General features: G+C 38.3%; 21 protein-coding genes, 1 tRNA gene and 1 other RNA gene. 12 read left to right on the forward strand and 11 right to left on the reverse strand.

The genetic code is table 11. From position 1 onward, the window contains the following. Positions 1–247: 247 nt before the first annotated feature. Positions 248–964 carry a YwiC-like family protein gene (locus ACT2CV_RS02360; protein ID WP_464972620.1) on the reverse strand — a complete coding sequence of 239 codons (717 nt, stop codon included), beginning with the start codon at positions 962–964 and terminating at the stop codon, positions 248–250. A 100-nt stretch (positions 965–1,064) separates the two neighbouring features. On the opposite strand from ACT2CV_RS02360, the gene ACT2CV_RS02365 reads away from it, so the two are divergent. Further along, a complete protein-coding gene (locus ACT2CV_RS02365) occupies positions 1,065–1,415 on the forward strand; it encodes a RidA family protein (protein ID WP_464972619.1) in 351 nt (116 codons plus the stop codon). Positions 1,416–1,915: 500 nt separating this feature from the next. Here the strand turns inward: ACT2CV_RS02365 and ACT2CV_RS02370 are convergent, their stop codons facing one another. The 3 genes from ACT2CV_RS02370 to ACT2CV_RS02380 form a co-directional block, all read right to left on the reverse strand. After that, entirely contained in the window at positions 1,916–4,945 is a 3,030-nt protein-coding gene (locus tag ACT2CV_RS02370) for an autotransporter family protein (protein ID WP_464972618.1), read from the reverse strand. 411 nt (positions 4,946–5,356) lie between these two features. After that, a complete protein-coding gene (locus ACT2CV_RS02375) occupies positions 5,357–5,902 on the reverse strand; it encodes a KdsC family phosphatase (protein ID WP_464972617.1) in 546 nt (181 codons plus the stop codon). A gap of 9 nt (positions 5,903–5,911) precedes the next feature. Beyond that, positions 5,912–6,847, reverse strand: a complete 936-nt coding sequence (locus ACT2CV_RS02380; protein WP_464972616.1) for a KpsF/GutQ family sugar-phosphate isomerase — start codon at positions 6,845–6,847, stop codon at positions 5,912–5,914. A gap of 114 nt (positions 6,848–6,961) precedes the next feature. Between ACT2CV_RS02380 and rnpB the strand changes: the two genes are divergently transcribed. After that, positions 6,962–7,342: RNase P RNA component class A (rnpB, locus tag ACT2CV_RS02385), an RNA gene on the forward strand. A gap of 63 nt (positions 7,343–7,405) precedes the next feature. On the opposite strand, the gene ACT2CV_RS02390 is transcribed toward rnpB, so the two are convergent. The 5 genes from ACT2CV_RS02390 to hldE all read right to left on the reverse strand — a co-directional run bounded on the left by ACT2CV_RS02390 (position 7,406) and on the right by hldE (position 12,412). After that, entirely contained in the window at positions 7,406–7,741 is a 336-nt protein-coding gene (locus tag ACT2CV_RS02390) for a carboxymuconolactone decarboxylase family protein (protein ID WP_464972615.1), read from the reverse strand. Positions 7,742–7,790: 49 nt separating this feature from the next. Continuing rightward, the gene (dnaJ, locus tag ACT2CV_RS02395; protein WP_464972614.1) at positions 7,791–8,927 is read right to left on the reverse strand and encodes a molecular chaperone DnaJ; all 1,137 of its coding nucleotides are present in this window, start codon (positions 8,925–8,927) and stop codon (positions 7,791–7,793) included. A 202-nt stretch (positions 8,928–9,129) separates the two neighbouring features. Next, positions 9,130–10,710, reverse strand: a complete 1,581-nt coding sequence (gene prfC, locus ACT2CV_RS02400; protein WP_464972613.1) for a peptide chain release factor 3 — start codon at positions 10,708–10,710, stop codon at positions 9,130–9,132. A 107-nt stretch (positions 10,711–10,817) separates the two neighbouring features. Then, positions 10,818–10,894 (reverse strand) — tRNA-Val (locus ACT2CV_RS02405). Between the two features lie 87 nt (positions 10,895–10,981). Continuing rightward, the gene (gene hldE / locus ACT2CV_RS02410; protein WP_464972612.1) at positions 10,982–12,412 is read right to left on the reverse strand and encodes a bifunctional D-glycero-beta-D-manno-heptose-7-phosphate kinase/D-glycero-beta-D-manno-heptose 1-phosphate adenylyltransferase HldE; all 1,431 of its coding nucleotides are present in this window, start codon (positions 12,410–12,412) and stop codon (positions 10,982–10,984) included. A gap of 134 nt (positions 12,413–12,546) precedes the next feature. Between hldE and ACT2CV_RS02415 the strand changes: the two genes are divergently transcribed. From ACT2CV_RS02415 to ACT2CV_RS02450, 8 genes are all read left to right on the forward strand, one after another. Continuing rightward, on the forward strand, positions 12,547–13,482 hold the full coding sequence (locus ACT2CV_RS02415) for a Kdo(2)-lipid IV(A) acyltransferase (protein ID WP_464972611.1): 936 nt from the start codon (positions 12,547–12,549) through the stop codon (positions 13,480–13,482). A 178-nt stretch (positions 13,483–13,660) separates the two neighbouring features. Further along, positions 13,661–14,488, forward strand: coding sequence for a 2,3,4,5-tetrahydropyridine-2,6-dicarboxylate N-succinyltransferase (dapD, locus tag ACT2CV_RS02420; RefSeq protein ID WP_464972610.1), 828 nt, complete (start codon positions 13,661–13,663; stop codon positions 14,486–14,488). A 134-nt stretch (positions 14,489–14,622) separates the two neighbouring features. Next, positions 14,623–15,216: a histone gene (locus tag ACT2CV_RS02425; protein WP_464972609.1), complete on the forward strand. Its 594-nt coding sequence runs from the start codon at positions 14,623–14,625 to the stop codon at positions 15,214–15,216. 116 nt (positions 15,217–15,332) lie between these two features. Then, on the forward strand, positions 15,333–15,803 hold the full coding sequence (gene ribH / locus ACT2CV_RS02430; protein WP_464972608.1) for a 6,7-dimethyl-8-ribityllumazine synthase: 471 nt from the start codon (positions 15,333–15,335) through the stop codon (positions 15,801–15,803). Between the two features lies 1 nt (position 15,804). Then, positions 15,805–16,233 (forward strand): transcription antitermination factor NusB, encoded by a 429-nt coding sequence (nusB, locus tag ACT2CV_RS02435; protein WP_464972607.1) that lies wholly within the window; start codon positions 15,805–15,807, stop codon positions 16,231–16,233. A gap of 46 nt (positions 16,234–16,279) precedes the next feature. Further along, entirely contained in the window at positions 16,280–17,275 is a 996-nt protein-coding gene (gene thiL, locus ACT2CV_RS02440) for a thiamine-phosphate kinase (protein WP_464972606.1), read from the forward strand. 2 nt (positions 17,276–17,277) lie between these two features. Next, complete coding sequence (locus tag ACT2CV_RS02445) at positions 17,278–17,766, forward strand: phosphatidylglycerophosphatase A family protein (protein WP_464972605.1); 489 nt, start codon at positions 17,278–17,280, stop codon at positions 17,764–17,766. A gap of 7 nt (positions 17,767–17,773) precedes the next feature. Then, positions 17,774–18,403 (forward strand): homoserine/threonine efflux transporter, encoded by a 630-nt coding sequence (locus tag ACT2CV_RS02450; protein ID WP_464972604.1) that lies wholly within the window; start codon positions 17,774–17,776, stop codon positions 18,401–18,403. Positions 18,404–18,430: 27 nt separating this feature from the next. Here the strand turns inward: ACT2CV_RS02450 and matP are convergent, their stop codons facing one another. After that, complete coding sequence (gene matP, locus ACT2CV_RS02455) at positions 18,431–18,877, reverse strand: macrodomain Ter protein MatP (RefSeq protein WP_464972603.1); 447 nt, start codon at positions 18,875–18,877, stop codon at positions 18,431–18,433. 138 nt (positions 18,878–19,015) lie between these two features. Here matP and ACT2CV_RS02460 point away from each other — a divergent pair, with 138 nt between their 5' ends. Beyond that, positions 19,016–20,773: an AAA family ATPase gene (locus tag ACT2CV_RS02460; RefSeq protein WP_464974016.1), complete on the forward strand. Its 1,758-nt coding sequence runs from the start codon at positions 19,016–19,018 to the stop codon at positions 20,771–20,773. Between the two features lie 122 nt (positions 20,774–20,895). Beyond that, positions 20,896–21,426 carry a 3-hydroxyacyl-[acyl-carrier-protein] dehydratase FabA gene (gene fabA / locus ACT2CV_RS02465; protein WP_464972602.1) on the forward strand — a complete coding sequence of 177 codons (531 nt, stop codon included), beginning with the start codon at positions 20,896–20,898 and terminating at the stop codon, positions 21,424–21,426. 43 nt (positions 21,427–21,469) lie between these two features. Here fabA and smrB read toward each other — a convergent pair whose 3' ends face one another. Then, a complete protein-coding gene (gene smrB, locus ACT2CV_RS02470; RefSeq protein WP_464972601.1) occupies positions 21,470–21,979 on the reverse strand; it encodes an endonuclease SmrB in 510 nt (169 codons plus the stop codon). Positions 21,980–22,017 lie beyond the last annotated feature (38 nt).

The raw sequence follows: 22,017 nt of genomic DNA on the forward strand, positions 1-22,017 counted from the left end.
AGAAAATACTAAAGTTTTATCTTTGGGATGAAGTTAATCTTAATGATGGATATTTAACCAAATAAAAGATGTGTTTTGATTTAAATCAACTAATGTTTATCTTTTACTTTGAGAACAGGGAACTTTTCTGTATTATCACACACATCAGGTCAAGTGCTTGATAATTCATAAAGTTCCTAAATAAAATAATCTTAATAAATAGCTAAACTACTTTCCTACCACCTCAGTTGAGGTGGTTTTTTTATGTCTACAAAGTAGCAATTAATAATGTAATAAAAAATTGCAGCGAGATTGCCATTTCAATTAAGCCAATCTGTTTAGTGGATAATTTTTGCGTAGGAAGTATGACTGCACGAATTAAAGCTGGCAAAAATGTGAGGGCTAAGAAAAGTTGTTGTAATGCTAAAAATACTATGATTAAAACACAGTGAAAGAGAATGGAAGAAAATAAATAATAGGGATTTTTTCGTTCTCGTAAGACGGATTTGACATATAGGGTTACGCCGATAAAAAATAAACTTGGGAAAATAGCTGTCCAATAAATTTGATCATCAACTTGGCGATGAGGAAAATAATAGGCTGCCATTCCTACAACAGCAAAAATAGAGATAGCATTTAAATCATTGAGCAATGCACGTTCATCTTTTTTCTTCGCATAATAAATGCTGATTAAACTGAGAGGAAGAATGGCAAGGGCAAAATAAATCAGCTGCCAATTATGTAAAAACGCAGGAGCAGAAAAAATGAGACAAGCGACACCATAAATCATTGTCCATTTTCGATACAGCTCAAGATTTCTACCTTTAAACAAATTTAGAAAAGGGTAGGTCATTAAATATAGACTAAACCACGCGAGTAGTAGAAAAAAATGCTGCCAAATAGGATCGGAAAGTAACATGCCGTATAAAAATGGCATTAATGCCATGACAATTGCGCCATGTTGATTTGAAATTAAGAGTTTCATAATTGAATGCGAAAATTTATTTTTGGTAAAATTTTAGTGGGTTTTTATTTAAATTGGTATAAACTTTTTGCGTAATTTTATTAAAAAATAAGGAGAGAAAATGAGTATTCAACGCTTTCATGTGGGTAAACGTTATTCTGAAGTCGCGCTGCATAATGGTGTAGCATATTTAGCCGGACAAGTGCCTGAAAATACAGCAGGACAAGCAATTTATGAACAAACAAAAGATGTATTAGGTTTGATTGACAAATTGCTTGCCGAAGTGGGGACAGACAAAAGCCGAATTTTAATTGCGCAAATTTTTCTAACAGATATGAAAAATTACGCAGAAATGAACCGCGCTTGGGATGAATGGGTAGCTGATAACAATGCGCCACCGAGAGCCTGTGTAGAAGCAAAATTGGCTGATCCAGATTGGTTAGTGGAAATTGTGGTGACAGCCGCAGCATAATAAAAAGCGCGGTCAAATTTCCCAGTATTATGTAGCAGTTGTAAAAAGACTTAACTAAAAAACATACAGTCCTTATCAAGGTGCATTCTTTGATAAGGATTTTTTATGATGATTAATTCTGATTTAATTGTTAGGTTAGGGTAAGAAATTAAACACTATCAGAAAGAATATAAGTCGATTATTGTATGAAGGAAATTGAATTACGTTCATTGCCGAAATAGTGGAGCAAGCAGACGGAATGGCAACAGGTGATGTAAATAGTATTTTTGATTTAAAATCAGCAGCTCTTCATCAAGGCATATTGTTCTTCTTTCAAAAGAGATGGTTGAGATAACCAAAGTACTCATGATTGAGTGCGCATAAATAGATCTGATAGTAAGATAAAAAGAGCGGTGGATTTTCAGAAAGTTTTGAAAAATCCACCGCACTTTGTTTAGATTAAATTATCAAGGGGGGCGAACATTGTGTTTAACCCTCTGATAATCTGTTGGTTATATAACTTACCAGCTATAACGCACGCCAATATGTCCATTGTAGGATTTGCGTGATACGCTTGAATCACGGTGTACACGGTTGCGATCTTGGATGCCAATGACATAGCGTGCGTCCGCATAGACACTTAAGTTTTGGTTGATTGGGTATTGTCCACCTAAACCAAACTCTGCCGCTAAGTCGCCGAAACGCTCTTTCACTTGTTCTCTTCCTACTTGGATAGTGCTGCCTTTACCTGATAAGGTTTGGATTAAGTTAGCAGTAAAGTAAACTTGTGGGCTGTTTTTGTCTAAAGTTTCAGACCAGTTTACTCTCACACCTAAACGACCCACTAGGCTGTCTTGATGGGATTTTTTCACTTGTCTAATGCCATCGTTAAAGCCGTTTAACCAAATGCTTTGGTAGCTTAATTGGGCTTGTGGCTCTACGGTCACTTGTGGGTTGAGTAAGTGGTATGGTTTACCCACTTCAATAGACGCCCCTAAGCCGTAGCCGTTTTGCTTCACTTGCGTGTTGCCACTGCGGTAACGGTTTTGTAACCAAGACACTTGTCCAACTAAGTCAAGGTAAGCCCCTGCTGGACTATAGTATGTGTGGTAGCCACCGATTGAGAGCATGTCAGATTTAGCGCTGCCAGTGAACTTATTACCAACCACTACGCCATTCTCTGCGTTGTATTTATCAAAGAACTTGCTGTTTGCCCAACCGTACGTGAAAGTTAAGCCCGTGTGTTGTTGGCTCTTGTCGTCGTTAAGTTTGAAATCAATATCACGACCGAATTGTACAAAACCTGATTTTACATCTGCACCAAAACGATCTCTGCCTTGAAGTGCAGTGGAATCTAGGTTCATTCTGCCCCATACTTGATTGAGGGCATTGCCGTTTTCCCAACCTGCGTTGCGTTGTTCGCCCACACGTTCATGTAATTTACCTAATTGCGCTAAGCCCATTTGGCGGTTGATGAACGGTTGTTGAACATAACCCACCACAGGTTTGCTGATAATATCAACAGTTTCGGGTTCAACTGGTGTAGTTGGTGCCACTGGGTTGTCTGGATTAACTGGATTGCTTGGGTTAGCAGGGTCGCTTGGTTTCGCTGGCGGTGTTGGCGTTGGTAATTTCGCTTTCAATGTCCAGTAGTAGCTGTTGCCTTCACGTTTTAATTGTGCCTCGCCTGCGTTAGTGGTTTCCGCGCTACCTGTAAATGTACCTGAGTCAGTGCCTTTCACAGTTATCACTGGGTTATTAAAGCCACCATTTTTCTCGGCTTCTGCACGTGTCACATCACCTAAAATTTTATTCGGTACCACAACGGTAGTAGCGCCAGTGGCATTACCTTCAATCACAAGTAAGTCATTTTTCTGTACATCAGGGTTGTTCCAAACCGATTTAACTAACACTTGTGAACCTACTTTACCTTCGTAGTTGCCTTTAATGGTCATCTTCGCTTCAGGTTGGTCTGGTGGTGTCGCATTGACAAGGTCAATTTTGCCCTCATTAACCACGTTGTAGCCTACCGTTGAAGTAGCTGTGTTTGGTGCTAACGCCAGTTTACCTTGTGTACCAATGGTCATATTGCCTAAGCCGTCATTGGGTTTTCCACTTAATAAATCACCTGTTAGGGTTAAAGTTGCTTCTTTGTCTTTTGCAACATTAATGGTTGTCCAGTTGCTGATTTTAGTATTATTCGGTTCGCCTGCTACAGTTGAAGCACCTGTTAAATTTTGATTTAATACGAAAGTGTTTTCTTCGCTATCTGACAGCGATTCGCCACTATCAAGACCGCCATTAATTCTAATTAAATTGGCAATATCAGTACCAGAAAGCGAAAATTTATCATTTCCCTTTCCCATAACAATATAGCCATTAAATATCCCAGCCGAGGAGGTCATTTGGTCATCACCATTTTGGGTATAGATGCCTCCAAGAATTTCACCTGTATTCTGAATCAGATCATTACCTTCTACAGTAATAATTGAAGTATCAACATCCTTATTACGATTAATCAACTTTCCTGCATTCGTAATATGTACTGGGGTCGTCTTACTATAGTCATTAAATGTAATAGCTGCGAAGCCTGTTTTATCTTCTATTTCAATTACACCGTTTTCTGTATTTTTTATAACAATTGTTGCTGTTGGCGAATGTTCAGTGAATCTGAGTAAACCAATTCCTATATAAGAAGATTTAATATAATGTTGATTGGTTATCTCAATTGTTTGCACATTTTGATTGATCTTCTGAAGCTCAATACCTACTGCATACTTAGTTGAAGACGAAGTTATATTACCTGAATTTATAATTCTTACTTTTTCCGAATCAGCCCCCCAAACAGTCACTCCCAATGCATCACCTTGTGAATTTTTGACATTAATATTTCCACTATTGATGATCTCAATCTCTTTACCAGCACCTGTTATCGCTGATATAGAATTATTTGGTGTGTTGGCTGTGATATTAATTGTCCCTTTGTTCTCAGTATAGGCTTTTGCAAATTTTGCATTGTTTGCAATACCCAAAATAGCACCTGATTTTTGCTGTGCATCAGCGACAATAACGTTAATTACCCCCGTAGTATCATTTAAAAAAGAGTTATCTTGATTTTGATTATTATTATTTAAATAATAAATATTTACTGCCGCATTGGAACTATTTATTTTTTGAAGTGATTTTGCATTTTGCCAGGTAATTGTGCCTCTATTAATGCCTGAAAATGCGGTTGCGCTATTTCGCGTAAAAATAGGCTCTATCCCGTCAGAAGAACTGATGTTACCTTCATTAATTAATGTTGTATTAACATCAGAGATAATTTGCGCACCATTATCTCCTGCACATATTACTGTAGTACGTCCGCTTGCGGATAAATTTGGATCATGAGTACAAGCTGCAATGCTGTCATTAGATAATATGAATAAGAAACTACCGAGGATTATTCCACAACTTTTATTCATGATTTTATGGCTTTTACCCAATTCAGATATTGCATAACTTAAGCCTGTATTTGGGTCAAATTTTGTTTTAAAAATGTGATTTAGCATAAATCTTCCTTTATTTTGCGTAAATGGTTGGTCAACACCAAACTTGCTATTAGAGAATTAGGTCAGACCTCATGAAAAGTCCTAAATTTTAATCCTATAACTTGTCATTTGCAAGGTTGTGTTTTTGTGAATATGCCCCTTTGTTATATTGAGATAACTAGGAGTCAAATGTCATCTTTTTGATCCGGAAGTGCTGATGCATTAATGATTATTTTTACCATTGTTGAGAATGAAACTCGATGTCTTATTGCTTGAAAGATTAGTTGTATTTAGTTATAAGAATTTGCAGCTTAATAAGTTGATTAGATAGTCCAACTTTTTCTGGGCTGATCAGAAAAGGCTTTTTATTATCCACTCACAATATAAAAATTTGCGGTCAAATTTCCTTTATTTTTGACCGCGCTTTTTAAGTTATTGTGCCATATTTTGTACTGATTTTAGGAAACCGGCAGCGGTGGCGTAAACGTCGGTTTTGCCTTGTGCCATTAAAATCATGTCTGACATTTCACGAAAGGCGCCTTTGCCTCCGCCTAAATTAAGGACGTAGTCCGCGCAATCTTTTACATAGTTAGCCGAATCAGCTACAGCAAAAGATAAGCCGCAAACCGCAAATGCGGGAAGATCAACACTATCATCACCGATATAAGCGGTTTGTTCTGGTGTGACGCCAGCTTGCTTCATTAATTCATAACAAGCTGTTTCTTTTTCTAATTTGCCTAATAGAGCAAACTGAATGCCTAAATCGGCAATTCGTTTCTGTAAAATCGGAGAAGAACGTCCTGAAAGTACAGCGACTTGAATACCTTGTTCAATCAGCATACGAATACCTAAGCCATCACGCACATGAAAACTTTTAATCGCTTCGCCATTGGCATCATAATGCAATAAACCATCGGTCAATACACCATCAACATCTGTTATCACTAATTTAATCTGTTGTAATTTTTCTGTGAGCATATTGATTCCTTAGCTTGAGAATTCAATTAAACCGACTACTTGCTGATTATCATCTAATACCACTAATGAATGGATTTTTTTCTCTTTCATAAAGCTTTCAGCGGCGGATAAAAATTCATTTTGATGAATGGTTTTTGGATTTTTGGTCATTAGATCCTGTGCTGTTTTATTGAGCGTATCTGCCCCATTGGCACTTAATGCACGTCGAATGTCACCATCGGTAATAATGCCTTGTAGTTTTTTATCTTGCATAACTAATGCCACGCCCATACGCCCTTCATTCATAATGGTTAAGCAATCAGTAAAGCTAGTTGAAGGTTCGGTCACAGGTAGGCGCGTTTGCATTTGATCTTTTACGCGACATAATAAACGACGACCTAATGAACCACCTGGATGGAATTTAGCAAAATCAATAGGCTGGAAGTTGCGTGCATGAATCAGCGCAACAGTTAGTGCATCGCCTAAAGCAAGAGTGACAAGAGCAGAAGTCGTTGGCGCTAGATTATTTGGGCAAGCTTCACGATCAATGGTGATATCTAAAACATAGTCGGCGTGTTTACCTAAAGTTGATTTTTTATTACTGGTTAGTGCAATGATTTTATTACCAAAATTCTTTAAGCTTGGAATCAGTTTGTTGACTTCATCGCTTTCGCCACTGTAAGAAATCAATACGACGATATCAATAGGTTTTAACATGCCTAAGTCGCCATGGAATGCTTCTGTTGGGTGTAAAAAGAAACTTGGCGTGCCTGTAGAAGCCAAACTGGCGACAATTTTTTGTCCGATTAAGCCCGATTTTCCCACGCCTGAAATGGCGACACGTCCTTCACATTGTAGAATTAATTCAACCACTTCATTGAATGTGTTATCTAAGTTTTGGCTCAATTTCGCTAATGCTTGTTCGGCAATAGTGATAGTTTGACGACCATTTTGTAAATGATTCATATTGTTCATCTCACAAGTGCGGTTAAAAAATTAAAAGTTTTAACTTGATGTTATGCCTGTATTTTAGCGTAAGTTTTCGTTTCACTCTAGGGAAAATTCCGTTATACTACGCCTTGAGTTAGTCAGACAATCGCTGGTTTATTGAAGCCCTTAACCGTTGTTTAACGACCTAGTGGGACAAGTAGACGAGAGGAAAGTCCGGGCTACATAGGGCAGAGTGCCAGGTAACGCCTGGGGGGCGTGAGCCCACGACAAGTGCAACAGAGAGCAGACCGCCAACTTCGGTTGGTAAGGGTGAAAGGGTGCGGTAAGAGCGCACCGCATGGCTGGCAACAGTGCATGGCAGGGTAAACTCCACTCGTAGCAAGACCAAATAGGAACTCAATGGGTGTGCCCGCTCAGAGTTCGGGTAGGTTGCTTGAGCATACATGCGAATGTGTGCCTAGAGGAATGATTGTCCAACGACAGAACCCGGCTTATCGACTGACTCATTCCAAATTTTAACCGCTGATTTTATCAGCGGTTTTTTTATGTGATGAAACGTTTTAAAACAGAATATTATTTCTGTTTTTCAACTGCTTCTAATGCTCTTAATGAATAAGTATAAGCAGCACCGGCATTTAATGCGATTGCTGTTGCTAATGCACCTGCGATTTCACTTTCTGTTGCACCTGCTTTAGCTGCTTCTGCTGCGTGTACGCTGATACAACTTTCACAACGCGTGGTTACTGCAACGGCTAAGGCAATGAGTTCGCGTGTTTTCAAATCAAGTGCTTCCGCCGCAGCTGCTTGATTAAGTGCTTTATAAGCGTCCAACATTTTTGGATGCTTTTTACCTAATTCCGCAAAAGAATCCTTAACAAGTGCGGTGTGTTCTGGCCAATTTTGAAACATAACAATCTCCTATATGATGATTTGTTGGGTTGTTTTAGATAAAAAGAGTTTATTTACCTAAATTATCAAAGAATTTTTTTACACCATCAAAGAAGTTAGAGGATTTCGGGCGTTGTGCATTTTGTCCTTCCAAACTTTTCTCCAGTTGTAATAGTAATTCTTTTTGCTCTTCATTCAGTGAAACAGGGGTTTCAATAATCACTTTGCAAATTAAATCGCCGCTGTAACCTGTGCGCATGGCTGAAATACCTTTGCCTCGCATACGGAACATTTTACCACTTTGTGTGCCTTCTGGGATTTTTAATTTAACGCGTCCATCTAATGTTGGCACGTCAATTTCCCCGCCAAGCGCGGCTTGTGTAAAGCTGATTGGCACTTCACAATAGAGGTTATTACCATCGCGCTCGAAAATATGGTGATCTTGAACATGAATTACCACATATAAATCGCCTGCAGGTGCGCCATTTTCGCCAGCTGCCCCTTTGCCTGCTAAACGTAATTGATTTCCTGTATCAACACCCGCTGGAATTTTAACTGATAGATTTTCGGTTTTATGTACTCGTCCATCGCCATGACATTTTTTACAGGTTTTTTCGATTTTTTTCCCTCTACCATGACAGGTTGGACAGGTGGTTTCTGTCATGAAGAAACCTTGTTGACGACGAACTCGACCTGAGCCATGACAAGTTGGACAGGTTTCTACTTTAGATCCTTTTTCTGCACCAGAGCCATCACAATGATCACAATGTACTAAAGTACGAATTTGGATATCTTTTGTTACGCCTTTCACCGCTTCTTCTAAGGTGATTTCAATATCGTAGCGTAAATCATCTCCACGAACTACACGTTGGCGACCAGATCCGCCACCAAACATTTCGCTGAAAATATCTTCAAAACCACCGAAGCCACTAAAACCGCTGAAACCTCCGCCAAAGCCGCCAGCACCACCAAAACCACCTTGTTCAAAGGCTGCATGTCCATATTGATCGTAAGCGGCGCGTTTTTCTTTATCGCTTAAAATTTCATAGGCTTCTTGAATTTCTTTAAATTTTTCTTCTAAGGCTTTATCCCCTTTTGTGCGGTCGGGGTGATATTTCATTGCTAGTTTTTTGTAAGCTCGTTTGATGGTTTTCTCATCAGCACCACGATCGACTTCAAGTAATTCATAATAATCTTGCTTTGCCATAATATTTCCGTTTTGTTGTTCTGATTTTTATCAAATAAAATTTTATTATTGGATATGGTGGCTTGTAACTAAATTACAAGGGGGCATTATCATTCTCTCTGTATTTATTTTAAAATAATGTTGAGGTTTATTCTTGCTCAAATGCTTATGAATGCTCCTCTGAATAAGAAAAGTGCGGTGGAATTCACCGCACTTTTGGGGATTAATGTTCTCTGGTTTTAAAGAACTCAACATCAGGGTAGCGTTCTTGTGCTAAATTCAAATTCACCATTGTTGGTGCGATATAAGTGAGGTTATCACCGCCATCCAAGGCGAGATTTTGCTCATTTTTACGCTTGAATTCTTCAAATTTTTTCGCATCGCTACATTCAACCCAACGCGCAGTAGCAACATTGACGTTTTCATAAATTGCTTCAACGTTGTATTCTGATTTTAGACGGGATACTACCACATCAAACTGAAGGACACCCACTGCACCAACAATTAAATCGTTGTTTGTTAAAGGGCGGAATACCTGTACTGCGCCTTCTTCTGAAAGCTGAACTAATCCTTTTAATAATTGTTTCTGTTTAAGAGGATCTCTTAAACGAATACGGCGGAATAATTCTGGCGCAAAGTTCGGAATACCGGTGAATTTTAACGTTTCACCTTGGGTGAACGTATCGCCGATTTGAATGGTGCCATGGTTATGTAAACCGATGATATCTCCGGCATAAGCTTCTTCAGCATGGGTTCGATCGCCCGCCATAAATGTGAGCGCATCTGAAATTACCACATCTTTACCAATACGCACATGGTGGAATTTCATCCCTTTTTCATATTTACCAGATACGATACGCATAAATGCCACGCGATCTCGGTGTTTTGGATCCATATTGGCTTGAATCTTAAAGATAAAACCAGTGAGTTTTTCTTCGCTACTTTCCACTAAACGTGAATCTGATTGACGCGCTTGTGGTGCTGGTGCCCATTCGGTTAAACCATCAAGGAAATGATCTACGCCAAAATTGCCTAATGCGGTACCAAAGAAAACAGGGGTGAGTTCGCCTTGAATAAATAAATCATGCTCAAATTCATTAGAAGCACCTTTCACTAATTCCAATTCATCACGCAATTGTTGAGCTAAATCATCACCAACCGCAGCGTCTAATTCTGGACTATTTAATCCTTTGACGACACGTACTTCTTGAATTCGATGACCTTGACCGCTTTGGTATAAATAGGTTTCGTCTTTATAAAGATGATAAACCCCTTTAAATAATTTGCCGCAACCAATTGGCCAAGTAATAGGTGCACAATGGATATTTAATACGCTTTCTACTTCGTCTAATAATTCCATTGGATCACGAATATCTCGGTCGAGTTTGTTCATAAAAGTAATGATCGGCGTATCGCGCAAACGAGTCACTTCCATTAATTTAATGGTTCGTTCCTCAACCCCTTTTGCACTGTCGATAACCATTAAACAACTGTCCACTGCGGTTAAAGTGCGGTAGGTATCTTCCGAGAAATCTTCGTGCCCCGGTGTATCTAATAAGTTGACTAAACAATCATTATAAGGAAATTGCATGACGGAGGTGGTGATAGAAATACCACGTTGTTTTTCCATTTCCATCCAGTCTGATTTGGCATGTGCTGCGGAGCCTTTGCCTTTTACGGAACCTGCTGTTTGAATAGCATTTCCGTATAATAGCACTTTTTCTGTAATGGTTGTTTTACCCGCATCGGGGTGAGAGATAATTGCAAAAGTACGTCGTTTATTGACTTGTTGTGGATATGACATAATTATTTCGTAATAAGTTAAAAAATTCTGCGTATTGTCGCTGAATTTCGGTATTTTTTCAAATAAAAAAGCCTTTCGGTAAATGCCGAAAGGCTTGGGAAATAGGATGGTGCGACTAGCTGGACTCGAACCAGTGACCCCCACCATGTCAAGGTGGTGCTCTAACCAACTGAGCTATAGTCGCATAAAAGTGCGGTTATAATATAGAAAGATTTTCTTAAAAACAAGCGTTTTTAGCAATCCCATTTTTGATTGATTAATAACTCAACGATTAACTTTTTAGCTGTTGAATTTTCTTTATTACATTACTTGTGGAACAACCATTTTCAAAGTTGAGCACCAGTACGTCACCGCCATTTGCCCAAACTTCTTTAGATCCTGCAATTTCTTCAGGTTTGTAATCGCCACCTTTAACTAGCAAGTCAGGGAGTATTTCGCTAATTAAACGTTGTGGTGTGTCTTCATCAAATTCGACTAGCCAATCCACTGATGCCAAACCAGCTAATACACTCATTCGGCTATTTAAATCGTTAATTGGACGAGTTTCACCTTTTAAACGTTTCACTGAATTATCCGTATTTACGGCAACAATGAGACGATCACCTAATTTACGCGCATTTTCTAAATAGGAAACATGACCAGGATGTAAAATATCAAAGCAGCCATTAGTCATCACAATTTTTTCACCGCGATCTTTCGCTAATTGGACTGCTACTTTTAAGTCCGCTTCGTTCATAATCCCGAAACCATTTGACGTTCGTCCATGAATTGCATTTTCAAGTTCGACGGTGGACACTGTCGATGTACCCAGTTTTCCAACCACAATGCCAGCGGCAACATTGGCCAAATAGCAAGCTTCTTCAAAAGAACGTCCATCTGCTAATGCGGTTGCAAGCACGCTGATCACTGTATCTCCTGCACCTGTAACATCAAACACTTCTTTGGCTTCTGTTGGTAAATGATAAGCAGGTTGAGCAGGGCGTAATAACGTCATGCCTTTCTCTGAACGAGTGACTAAAAGTGCGGTTAAATTTATGTCAGAAATTAATTTTAATCCCTTTTGAATAATTTCTTCTTCGCTATGGCATTTACCTACGACAGCTTCAAATTCAGACATATTTGGTGTTAGTAGGGTAGCACCGCGATAACGCTCAAAGTCAGTGCCTTTCGGATCGATCAACACCGGTACATTCGCTTTGCGTGCAATTTGGATCATCTGTTGCACATCGTTTAATGTACCTTTGCCGTAATCAGAAAGCACTAAAGCACCACAATTTTTTACCGCACTTTCTAGCTTATTTAGTAAATCTTGGTTGCGGACTTGATGAAAATCCTCTTCAAAATCAAGACGTAATAATTGTTGATGACGAGAAAGAATACGTAATTTAGTAATGGTTGGGTGAGAATCCAATTTGACAAAATCGCAATTGATTTTTTGTTTCTCTAATAATTGTGTAAGCGCATTACCCGCTTCGTCGTTACCTGTTAAGCCAAGCAATTTGACTGGTACATTCAATGAGGCGATATTCATTGCTACGTTAGCTGCACCACCAGCGCGCTCTTCATTTTCTTGCACGCGCACAACAGGTACAGGTGCTTCAGGGGAAATACGATTGGTTGCACCAAACCAATAACGATCAAGCATAACATCGCCGAGAACTAATACATTAGCGTTTGGGAAATGAGCTGAAAATTGAGTCATAATAGTTATCCTGAACATTAAAATAAATAATTTTACTGATTTTACCACAGCCAAAAAGAGTTTGGCTTAAAATTTCATTCAAATTCCGTTACACTATAACGAATTTATCTGTGGTTTCTATTCTGGATTAGGTTATGTCACAACAACAAATGCCGCAATTTCAAACTGCCTTTTTACACCCAAAATATTGGGGATTTTGGCTCGGATTGGGCGTCTATTGGTTAATACTTTGCTTGCCTTACCCTATATTGCTTAAAATTGGCGATGGTTTAGGTTGGCTTTTTTCAAAATTAAAAGTGGGCAAACGTCGTGAAAAAATTGCTCGCCGGAATTTAGAATTAGCATTTCCTGAGCTTTCTCAGCAACAACGTGAAGATATTTTACGAAAAAATATGCGGGCAGTAGGCATGGCGGTGATTGAAACGGGTATGGCGTGGTTTTGGTCTGATCGTCGCATTAAAAAATGGGCAAAAATTGAGGGTTTAGAACATTTAACCCATCATGCAAAAGACGGTATTTTGTTGGTGGGAATTCATTTTTTAACCTTGGAATTAGGGGCTCGAATTGTAGGATTACATCATGCAGGCGTAGGTATTTATCGCCCAAATGACAAGCCTATTATGAATTGGTTACAAACATGGGGGCGTTTGCGTTCTAACAAGTATATGTTAGATCGCAAAGATTTACGTGGTATGGTCAGAGCCTTGAAGAAAGGCGAAACTATTTGGTATGCGCCAGATCATGATTATGGGCGAAAAAGTGCGGTGTTTGTTCCATTTTTTGCGGTACAAGATGCGGCAACGACGACGGGTTCTTATTTTTTATTGAAAGCCTCTCCTAATAGTAAAGTGGTGCCCTTTGTACCTTTAAGAAATGAAGATGGAGCAGGCTATACCGTCAGTATTTCGCCAGCTGTCGATTTCTCCGATTTGTCAGATGAAAGGGATGTTGCGATTCGTATGAACCAATTGATTGAACATGAAATTCTAAAAGGCGTGGATCAATATATGTGGTTACACCGTCGCTTTAAAACAGAACAAGATGGCGACGATGGCAAAAAATATCGTTAGAGGAATTAAAGGGGGCACTTCAAGCCCCTTTTTATATAGCAAGACTTTGCAAAAGTGCGGTGTATTTTTTCTTTGTTTTATGTATAAGGCTAGCCTATTGAAATAAAAGGATGTGTTTTTAACTAAAATATGGTAAAACTATTTCCCGAATTTTACTAACAACTTATAGGAAACGAATATGTCGAATTTACAAGCAATCATTGAAGCCGCGTTTGAACGTCGTGCGGAAATTACACCAAAAACTGTTGATGCGGAAACTCGTGCAGCGATTGAAGAAGTGATTGAAGGCTTAGATAGTGGTAAATATCGTGTAGCGGAAAAAATTGATGGTGATTGGGTGACTCATCAGTGGTTGAAAAAAGCAGTATTACTTTCATTCCGTATTAATGACAATAAGCTAATTGATGGTGCAGAAACAAAATATTACGACAAAGTTGCATTAAAATTTGCAGATTATACGGAAGAACGTTTTGCGCAAGAAGGTTTCCGCGTGGTGCCTTCTGCAACTGTACGTAAGGGCGCATATATTTCGAAAAATGCGGTGTTAATGCCATCTTATGTAAATATTGGTGCTTATGTTGGCGAAGGTACCATGGTAGATACTTGGGCAACTGTTGGTTCATGCGCACAAATTGGTAAAAATGTACACTTGTCTGGTGGTGTAGGTATCGGTGGTGTATTGGAACCATTACAAGCAAATCCAACTATTATTGGAGACAACTGTTTTATTGGCGCACGTTCTGAAGTGGTAGAAGGCGTTATTGTAGAAGACGGTTGTGTAATCTCAATGGGCGTATTCATTGGTCAATCAACTAAGATTTATGATCGTGAAACGGGCGAAGTGTTCTACGGACGTGTGCCAGCAGGTTCAGTTGTCGTATCCGGTAGCCTTCCTTCAAAATGTGGCAAATATAACCTTTACTGTGCAGTTATCGTGAAAAAAGTTGATGCAAAAACATTAGGTAAAGTAGGTATCAACGAATTATTACGCAGTATTGAAGAATAATTCATATAAATTTGAACTTTCTTTTAATTTATATGTCTTAGAAATCTGAATGTGGCTTAAAAATGCCACATTTATCGTAGGTTCGTTATCCATATAGTGATAACTTTATTATGAACAATTTTATAGGTACAACAATGAAAAAATCAGTATTAGCAGCATTAGTATTAAGCTCAACATTAGCATTAGCGGCTTGTGATCAAGCGAAACAAGAAGTCGCTAGCAAAACTGAAGAAGCAAAAACAGCAGTAGCAGCGAAAGTTGAAGAAGCTAAAGCGGCAGTAAGCCAAGCAGCAAATGAAGTAAAAGATGCTGCAGTTGCTAAAGCAGATGAAGTTAAAGATGCGGCAGTTGCTAAAGCGAATGAAATGAAAGATGCAGCTATGGCAAAAGCTGATGAAATGAAAGATGCAGCTATGGCTAAAGCGAATGAGATGAAAGACGCAGCTATGGCTAAAGCAGACGAAATGAAAGACGCTGCAATGAAAAAAGTAAATGAAGCTAAAGATGCAGTGATGGATAAAGCAGCTGAAGCTAAAGACAAAGCTGCAGAAATGAAAGATGCGGCGATGGATAAAGCGGCAGAAGTGAAAGATGCAGCGATGGATAAAGCAGCTGATGCAAAAGAAGCAGCAATGGGTAAAGTTGAAGAAGCTAAAGAAGCAGTAACTAAATCTATGGATGCGGTTTCTGAAAAAGCTGCTGAAGTAAAAGATGCAGTGACTAAATAATTCATTCATCTTTAATCTATTATAGAAGGAAGCCAATCGGCTTCCTTTTTATTATCAATTCATAAATTCTGTGTTAGAATAGCCGACCATTATTGATGGTATATTAAGGAAAAAGAATGAAAGTATTAGAAGGCGTTTTAGCCGCTCCTCATGCAAAAATTGCTGTAGTAGTTGCTCGTTTTAATCATTTTATTAATGATAGTTTAGTTGATGGGGCTGTAGATGCATTAAAACGTGTTGGGCAAGTAAAAGATGAAAATATTACTTTGGTTAAAGTGCCAGGTGCTTATGAATTACCTTTAGCAGTTCGTCGTTTAGCAGAAAGTAAAAAATTTGATGCAATTGTTGCATTAGGTACAGTCATCCGCGGTGGTACTGCACATTTTGAATATGTTGCGGGAGAAGCGAGTAGTGGTATTGGCCATGTTTCTTTAAATTGTGATATCCCAGTCGCTTTTGGTGTATTAACCACTGAAAATATTGAACAAGCTATTGAGCGTGCAGGAACTAAAGCAGGCAACAAAGGGGCTGAAGCTGCATTAGTAGCATTAGAAATGATCAATTTATTGGATCAAATTAAAGCATAATATGAAAGAACAAATGAAGAAGCCTTCAGCTCGTCGTCGAGCGAGAGAATGTGCAGTACAAGCCTTATATTCATGGTTTGTATCACAAAATGATGTGGCGGAAGTTGAACTTACTTTTGTTACTGAACAGGATTTAAAAGGTGTTGATATCCCTTACTTCCGCAAATTATTCCGTCAGACTGTAGAATTTGTGGAAGCAGTGGACAGTACTTTAGCGCCTTTCTTAGATCGCACAACGGAAGAACTCACTCCAATTGAAAAAGCAATTCTACGTTTAGCTACCTATGAATTAAAGTATGAGTTAGACGTGCCTTACAAGGTTGTTATTAATGAAGCAATTGAAGTGGCGAAAACCTTCGGGGCTGAAGAAAGTCATAAATATATTAATGGTGTATTAGATAAAGTTGCACCAGCTTTAGGTCGTAAGTAAATAAAAATTAAAGGTGGGAAATCCCACCTTTTTTTAGGTTAAAAATATGGCAAATGGTGAATTTGATCTTATTCAAACATTTTTTGAGGCACCACGTCAAATTGGCAGGAATGATGTTCATTTAGCGATTGGCGACGATTGTGCTTTAACGCAAGTGCCTAAAGGTAAGCTATTGGCAATTACGACGGATACTATGGTGGAAAACTCTCATTTTTATCCCAATATTGATCCGCGTGATTTAGGTTATAAAGCCATTGCGACTAACCTCAGTGACTTGGCAGCCATGGGGGCTGAGCCAGCTTGGGTTTCTCTCGCATTAACTTTACCCAAAATTGATTCTGATTGGTTGAAGGGATTTAGCCAAGGAATGTTTGAGATTTTAAATCAATATAATGTGAAATTAATTGGTGGTGATACCACAAGTGGCAAAATCCCGACAATTACCATCACAGCGCAAGGATTTGTGGATGCAAACACAGCACTCAGTCGTCATCAAGCGAAAGTCGGTGATTGGATTTATGTTTCAGGCACTATTGGTGATGGTTTAGCTGGCTTTTATTTGCTATCAGAACATTATCAACATCATAAAACTGCGGTTAATTCTGACGAAGTTTTTTTGATTCGTCGTAATCTTCATCCAACACCGAGAATCGAATTAGGGCAATTGTTAGCGAAACATCAACTTTCCCATTGTGCCTTAGATCTTTCTGATGGTTTAGTCGGAGATCTTGGACATATTTTAGCGCGTAGCAATCTAAGTGCGGTGTTAAATTTAGAAGATTTGCCTTGCTCTGAAGCACTTGTTAATCTATATGGACGAGAGAAAGCCGAGCTATTGGCGTTACAAGGTGGTGAAGATTATGAGCTGTGTTTTACGGTGCCACAAGAGAAACAAGCGGAGTTAGAACAACATGTAGCTTCATTAGGTGTGCCTTGTACTTGCATTGGTCAAATGATAGAAAAGCAACCATCAAATATTCTCTATCAACGCCATAACCAACCGATTGATTTACAACTAACTAGTTTCGAGCATTTTAAATAAATATGAATTCTGAAAATCCCTTAGCAAAGGTTAGCTTAACAAATCCCATTCATTTTTTAGCCCTAGGTTTCGGCTCTGGTTTGATTCGCCCTGCACCGGGGACTTGGGGGAGTTTAGCTGGGTTGATTTTAGGTGCATTGTTGTTGCAATGTTTAACCATAAAAACTTTCCTTTTTTTCACCGCACTTTGTTTTGTATTAGGTTGCTATTTATGCCAAAAGACAGCCGATGATATGGGCGTTCATGATCATGGTTCAATCGTGTGGGATGAATTTATTGGTATCTGGTTAGTGTTAGCCGCGGTACCTGAAATAAATCTGTTGTGGTGCATTGTGGCATTTGTGCTATTTCGTTTTTTCGACATTTTAAAACCTTATCCAATTAAAATCTTTGATCAAAAATTAGAAAATGGTTTTGGCATCATGATTGATGATGTCTTGGCTGCTGTATATGCCGTATTATTGTTATTTTTTTATTCGTTGATTGCATAGGTTGATTATGCTTAATTTAATGATTGTACATTTCTTTGGCTTATTAACACCTGGACCTGATTTTTTCTATGTGAGCAGAATGGCTGCTAGTAATTCAAGACGTAATGCTGTTTGCGGTGTGATTGGCATTACGTTAGGCGTTACTTTTTGGGCTGTTGCTTCAATGCTTGGTTTAGCCTTTGTGTTTACAACCATGCCAATGATGCATGGCATTGTTATGGTTTTAGGCGGTGCTTATTTAACTTATCTGGGCGTATTAATGCTTAAAAGTCGTGGCAATGTAAAATTTGAGAACTATACCGAACAAGAATTTAACCAGCAGACGAGTATCAAAAAAGAAGTGCTAAAAGGATTATTTGTTAATCTATCTAATGCAAAAGCCATAATTTATTTTAGTAGCGTGATGTCACTCGTTTTAGTCAATTTAACGCAAACGTGGCAAATCCTCATTGCATTAGCGATTATGATTATTGAAACCTTTGTTTATTTTTATGTACTTTCGGTTTTATTTTCACGTCCAGCAGTAAAACAAATTTATACGCAATATAGTCGTTATATCGATAATTTTGCTGGATTAGTTTTCGCTTTGTTTGGTGGTTATTTAGTTTATAGTGGCATATTGGAACTTTCCATATAAATAAAACCTTCCATTTGGAAGGTTTTATTATTTGAGCAAATCTTTTAAGCTAGCTTTCATCATGGTCATTTGATTTTCATACAGGGCTTTGCTTTCTCGCTCATCAATCATATAAGAAATGGTTTCAGAAAGCGTCATATTCATTTTGCGAGAATAGCGAGAAAGGCGCTGCCACACCGCATATTCTAAATCAATAGATTTCTTTTTCGTATGCTGTTTTTCCCCATTGAAAAAACGCTTACGGCGCGCGCGAATGGCTTGATCAAGTTTTACTACTAAGCCTTGCGACATATGTTGTTTAATCCAATCTTCAATGGCTTTAGGTTGATTTTTGCACAAAATCAGTTCTTTCGCTTTTTCTTGCGCTAAACTTTGTTCTTGGTAGTCGGTAATATTTTCACCTTCGCGAAATTTTTTGGTGAGATATAACCATTTCCAATGGCTTTCTTGATTCTCAAGTTTCTGATATTTCATGATTTTTATGCTTTTAGTGACGTGGTAACTGAAATTAATATACGCTTTTTATCGTTTTTTGGCTAGTAAATTTTTAGCAAAAAGGCGGAAGTATGCGATAATAGCCAACCATTTAATCAACGAAAGAGAACGATAGTGATTTCATTGACTGAGCCAAAATTAAATTGGACAGATTTGCAGCCTAACTTAATTGAATCTGATGTGCCCGATAAATCTGTATGCTTGTTAGATTTACAACCTAAAGTAAAAACAGCTATTCATCAATTCTTGCAAAATTCACACCGCAGTTTATTAGTATTAAAAGCTGATAGCGTATTAGATTATGCAAGTGCGGTGGAAAATTTTATTAAATTACAACAGGCTCCGTTGTCGTTATCAGGTGTGCAATATATAGTGGAGCAAGCGGATAGCTTTTCTTTTGCTCAAGTGAGTGCATTACCTGCGCAATCCTTTGAAGATAATTTTGCAGCTAAGCAAATTGTTGCAACGGCTTTGTATTTTGATCAGGCAACTTTATTTGGTGCTATCCGAATTCATCCCACTTCTCATGATATTCAATTAAATGCAGGTTTGGTCCATCAATTAAATCAAGGCGTACTTATTTTGAGTTTATCTCACTTATTGGCGCAATTTGACTGTTGGTCTCGTTTGAAACAAATTTTATTAGAGCGACGTTTTACTTGGTATTCCACACATCCCTTTAAAGCCTTACCTTGTGAAATTCCAAGTTATGATTTATCGCTGAAAGTGGTATTGCTAGGCTCAAGAGAAGAAATTGCGACCTTTGAAGAATGGGAAAAGCAGCTATATCAAATGGCTGATTATGCGGAAATTGAGAATTATATTTCCTTACAAGAGCCAGACCAGCAAATTGTGTGGCAGCAATATGTACAATCTTTTGCTAAACAGCACGTTTTACCTAATTTGACAGCAGAGGGAATGAATAAGCTCTACCAATTATTTGTGCGTGAGAGTGAAAGCCGAATTCTTATTAATATTTCGCCGCCATTGTTAAAAAATGTACTGAGCGAAACGCAACAGATTGCTCAAGGTAAATTGGCATTAAGTGCGGTGGATTTTGAGGCATTTTTTCAACAGAAATCAGCACAATATGGTTTCTTAAAAGAGCAAGCTTATTCAGATATTTTATATAACCAAGTCTATGTTGAAACAGAAGGGGAAGCCATTGGACAAATTAATGGCTTGTCTGTTGTTGAATTTGCAGGTACGCCATTATCTTTTGGTGAGCCTTCAAGAATCAGTTGTATTGTTCAATTTGGCGATGGTGAAGTCATTGATATTGAAAGAAAAAGTGAGTTGGCGGGTAATTTGCATAGTAAAGGTATGATGATTGTTGAAAGTTGTCTATCCAATTTGTTGGATTTGCCTTCACAGTTACCGTTTTCGGCTTCACTCGTTTTTGAGCAATCTTACGCAGAAATTGACGGTGATAGTGCTTCATTAGCTGCATTTTTAGCCTTAGTGAGTGCATTATCTGAATTGAATATTCCACAATCCATCGCAGTAACGGGGACAATCGATCAATTCGGCATTGTTCACGCAGTTGGCGGTGTGAATGATAAGGTTGAAGGTTTCTTCGCTATTTGTAAAGCTAGAGGCTTAACAGGCAAGCAAGGCGTGATTATTCCTGATACTACTTGCTATCAACTTTCTCTGAGTGATGAAGTAGTAAGTGCGGTGAAAAATAATCAATTTTCTATTTGGGCAGTTTCTGATGTATTCGATGCTTGTGAAATTTTATTTGAACGAAAATTGGAGCAAGCCGAAACATCGTCAGATGAATTGTCTATTGCGCAATTAATTAATCAACGTATTGAAAGTCGTTCAGAGCAACAACATTCGTCTTTTTGGTCTAAATGGTTAAATAAAAAATAACTGATCGGAACAGTTTGGCGAACATGTGTTAGCTGTATATTTTTAGACTGGACTTTGTTAGTATAGGTTTATTCAGTGGTTTAATTGGATAAACCTATTTTATATAACAAAAAGAGAGAAAAATGACTAACACTTGTACACCCAAAAAGAGTTCTTATTCTTATGAGGAATTATTAGCTTCTGGTCGTGGAGAACTTTTTGGCGAAAAAGGCCCACAGCTCCCAGCACCAACAATGCTAATGATGGATCGTATCGTTGAAATGAATGAAACAGGCGGATTATTCCAAAAAGGTTATATTGAAGCTGAATTAGATATTCATCCAGATTTACCTTTCTTTGCTTGTCATTTTATTGGCGATCCAGTTATGCCTGGTTGCTTAGGTTTAGATGCAATGTGGCAACTCGTTGGCTTTTTCCTCGGCTGGATTGGCGGTGAAGGGAAAGGACGTGCTTTAGGTGTTGGTGAGGTCAAATTCACAGGTCAAATTTTACCAACAGCGAAAAAAGTGACTTACCGCATTAACTTAAAACGCGTGATTAATCGTAAGTTAATTATGGGCGTTGCAGATGGCGAAGTCGAAGTGGACGGAAAAGTCATTTACACTGCGACAGATTTAAAAGTGGGTCTATTTCAAGATACCTCAGCTTTTTAAATAATAACGATATTGTAAAGCCCGAATATTTATTCGGGCTTTTTTATACATCTAATAACACTAAAATTGCAGCTTCTCCGCCCCATTCTCGTGGTGCTTGATGTAGTGCTCTTACTTTGGGATGTTGAACAAGCCAACGGGGAATTTGTTTTTTTAAGGTAAAAGTGCCATAGCCGGTCATAATACTTGCGCAGTAAATATTTTCATTTTCACAAGCTTGAATTAAGCTGGCTAACTCCAATTTGGCTTGCTCTCGAGTTAAACCATGTAAATCTAAAAAAATTTCTGGAGAAAAATCACCTCGTCGAAGCTGCTTTAACAGATAGCTATCTTCATTTTCTCTTAAATATTTCACCGCACTTTCTTCTTCTAACAATGGCTCATATTCATCAGAAAAATAAAACAATGTATCTTCTTTTTCTCGTAATTCTTTTTGCTCTGCTTTTTTTCTTAATTGCTTTTTGCTGCGTTCAGGCACAAAAATATCCTGTTTTAAGGGTTTAATACCTTTAATTTCGTCACGAAATAGATTTAAATCATCATTCTGTAGCATTATACCTTTCCTTGTTGAGCGAAATTTCTATATACTAA

The sequence above is a fragment of the Reella acinonychis genome, from assembly GCF_052384575.1.
Classification (GTDB): Bacteria; Pseudomonadota; Gammaproteobacteria; order Enterobacterales; family Pasteurellaceae; genus JBQSUQ01.